This is a genomic window from bacterium (assembly GCA_040756715.1).
GTDB lineage: Bacteria > UBA9089 > UBA9088 > UBA9088 > UBA9088 > JBFLYE01.
Genome location: JBFLYE010000109.1, coordinates 1 through 3,087, shown reverse-complemented (window position 1 = coordinate 3,087; position 3,087 = coordinate 1). Strand labels below are relative to the sequence as shown.

Sequence of the window (3,087 nt, the reverse complement as noted above, 5' to 3'; positions counted from 1 at the left end):
ATTTTAAAAATAGCTCTCCTGCCTTTTGCCTTGCCCGATCATCTATAAATACATCAAGACCCCTTTCGTCAGGAATATCGCCAAATATCTTTATCAAAGAAAGCTTTCTTTGTGCCTCATGTTTCTTTCTATCATAATAAACCTTGTCGGTTAAAAGAAATGAAAGGCTTGCATTGCTAAATCCAATTCTTCTTGGAATATTGGAAAACCAGGATAAGATTGTTGTCCTCGCTGACCTATGGGGAAGGATTGCCAGAGAAAAATTTTTTGCCCTTATCTTTTTTATAACCTTTAGATATGAAAATAAGCCCTTTTGTTTTTTATCCTTATCATAAGGGATAAATTCAGAGATATAGGGATTGTTCTTTAAAGCATCACACCCAATAGGCCTTGCAAGGAGGGAAAGGGAAGAATAGGGAAATACCTCTTTTATTCCCCTGATAAGGGGTGTGGTAAGGAGGCAATCTCCCAGAAATGCTGTTTCTATCAAAAGGATTTTATCTGGTTTGTATAGAAGATATGGCTTTTTATTAAGAATTGCATAAATTGCACCCATTATATCATCAACACCGATCATCTTCATACATTTATTATCCCTTCTACATTTATTTCCTCCATGTAGGCTACAAGGTCTGCAGGAAAGGGGTTTCTCAACCACAATGCCCCTTAATGGAAAGAAGCCAAAATCCCTTGTGGTTGGTCCAAATAAAGCGACAACAGGAACATTAAGAGAATCTGCAATGTGCATAGGGCCTGTATCAGGAGAGATAAAGAGAAAGCATCTTTCAATTAAGCAAGAAAGCTCTATAAGGTCTGTTTTTCCTATAAGGTCTTTTATAGAAACCTTGCAAAGGGATTTTATTTTTAAGCCCAATTCCTTATCATTTTCATTGCCAAAGAGGATAATTTGACAGCCAAATTCTTTGCTTATCCTTTCTATAAGCCCTACATAACCATCAATGTTCCATATCTTGTTTTTGTGCCGGGAGAAAGGAGATATTCCGCAAACCAATCCTTCCTTTATCCCAAATTTCTCAAGGATTTCTTTTTTATTTATTCCAGAAAGGGAAAGGGATGGTTTAATGTAGCTTATTCCTAATCCTTTAAGATTTTTGATGTATTTCTCTGAGATATGTGGTTTTTCCTTAAAAAGGTCAAGTCGAAAAAGAAGGAGAAGCCTTTTTAATGCATCCTTATTATAAGAAAATCTCCTTTTTACACCACTTAAAATAGAAATCAGCCAGGTCCTTGGATTTGATGAAAGGTCAATAAGAAGGTCAAATTTTTCCTTTTTTATTTTTTTAATGGTTGGGAATATCCCATTAAAAGAAATTGCCTCATCTATTCCCTCAATAAGGCTTAAGACCTTAAGATACTCCTTTTTTACAAGAAAAGATAGCTTTGATTGAGGAAACCTTTTTTTTAAAGAAGAGACCAGCGAGGATGTTAAAACAATATCCCCCAAAGAGCTTAATCTTATAACAAGGATTTTCAAATTAGAAACGAAGGGGAATTGGAAAGGGAGATTTTGCAAAGGATATAGGTGGTTCTTCCCTCTTTATTTTTCTTTGTCTTTTTTTGTCCGTTGCCCCTTTCTTCTTATATCTTAAGGCGGGAACTTCCCTTTTTATTACCTTATCAGGACAAGCTGGACATTTAGCAAATACACCCCTTTCTTCAAAACCCAAGCCTAGCAAAAAAATCAAAAGAGCCCTTTTCATAGTATGTGTTCACCTCCTATTACTGATAAAACCAATAGTATGTAGTGAAATAGGATACCCTATGTTTATCAACCACCTCAAATTTTACATTGGTTTCATTTTGTGTAATGAAATTTCCAGGAATGGTAATTATTGGCTCATACCACAATGAAGTCTCATTGCTTCCCCTTGTATTCCTCCACCAAGCCGCTGGCTTTCCATTTATATATACCCCAATACTAAATGGGCTAGTGCATCTTGTAATTATGGTTAGCTCTTTGTTGGGAATGGTTTTTATCTTAAAGATTTCTCCTCCGCTAATAACCCTTCCACCATCAGAGACAATTATACCTGGTTCGTCATTATATGATGCATAGGTGGAAAATGTCCTTATGGGAAGCCCTGGTTCTGCTGGATAGGGCTTATAGGAATGTGCATTTTCGCTTTCAAGATCAGCAATATCTATTTTATCAATCAGAGTTTTTCCCTTTAAGGCCTCTTTTGTAGATTGTAGCTTTATCTCATCCCCTGTATTTAGGTATTTAAAATCTGCCTTATATACCCTCATCGGGTCGCTTCCTGCCCCTGCCATTGTAGGCTCATAAAGCCCGAATTGGGCAATCTCAGGGCCTAAAATATTACCACCAAACCCAAACCAGGAGGGATAGATGATAAAATAATCGGGCTTTCTCTCAAGCCTTTCTAAAAATTCACAAATCGCTCCATTTCCATCCGCACAATGGGTTGATGACTTTACAATCTTTGGATAGCATAGACCAACCAGGTCAATGCAATACCTCTGGCTGATATACTTGATAGCACCTGCGTCATTTAAGGCAATGATAGCATTAGCTGGGATATTCTCTGATACCCATTTTGCTACGGTTAGTTGCTGAAGGTAGATATCCTTGCAATTCTTTCCATAGGCTACCGCAAAATATAAAGATGTCATAAAGGAAAAGAAAATAAAGAATACAGATATTCCCGTAAACCATTCCTTTTGATTTAAAAAGGATGCTAGCCTTTGTATACCAACTGCTGTCATAATGAGAAACAAGGGGTAATACGGTGTAATGTACCTATGCCAGTGGTCATTCGCAGGCCTTGTGGCCGATGTGGTTAATACTCCGGCAAAAAACCAGGTAAAGGCAAGAAAATAAACCCCAAACCTGTGGCTTGTGATTTCTTTTACAAAGGGAGGAAATACTGCAAAAACAAAAAAAAGTAGGGCAAAGGGCGGAAGATAGACGGCAACATAGCCAGAGTTTGCATTAAGAACCTGAATATAGTCTCCGGCAAACCCAGCAAATACCTCCTTAAGGAGAAAGAATGAATACCTTATGGTGGTTGCCAAAGCATTAAAAAATGAGAAAGTGCCCTTGGTTAA

General features: G+C 37.4%; 3 protein-coding genes. All 3 read right to left on the bottom strand.

Annotation, left to right across the window (positions count from 1 at the left end):
- On the bottom strand, positions 1 to 1,495 hold a 1,495-nt coding region (locus AB1397_04115; GenBank protein MEW6482167.1), incomplete at its 3' end, for a glycosyltransferase family 9 protein.
- A gap of 1 nt (position 1,496) precedes the next feature.
- Complete coding sequence (locus AB1397_04110) at positions 1,497 to 1,721, bottom strand: hypothetical protein (GenBank protein MEW6482166.1); 225 nt, start codon at positions 1,719 to 1,721, stop codon at positions 1,497 to 1,499.
- Positions 1,722 to 1,740: 19 nt separating this feature from the next.
- Positions 1,741 to 3,087: hypothetical protein (locus AB1397_04105; GenBank protein ID MEW6482165.1), on the bottom strand; the 1,347-nt coding region annotated here is incomplete at its 5' end.

Excerpts from the sequence above, each read along its gene's own strand:
- AB1397_04110 (MEW6482166.1), bottom strand. The coding sequence starts at position 1,721 with ATGAAAAGGGCTCTTTTGATTTTTTTGCTAGGCTTGGGTTTTGAAGAA.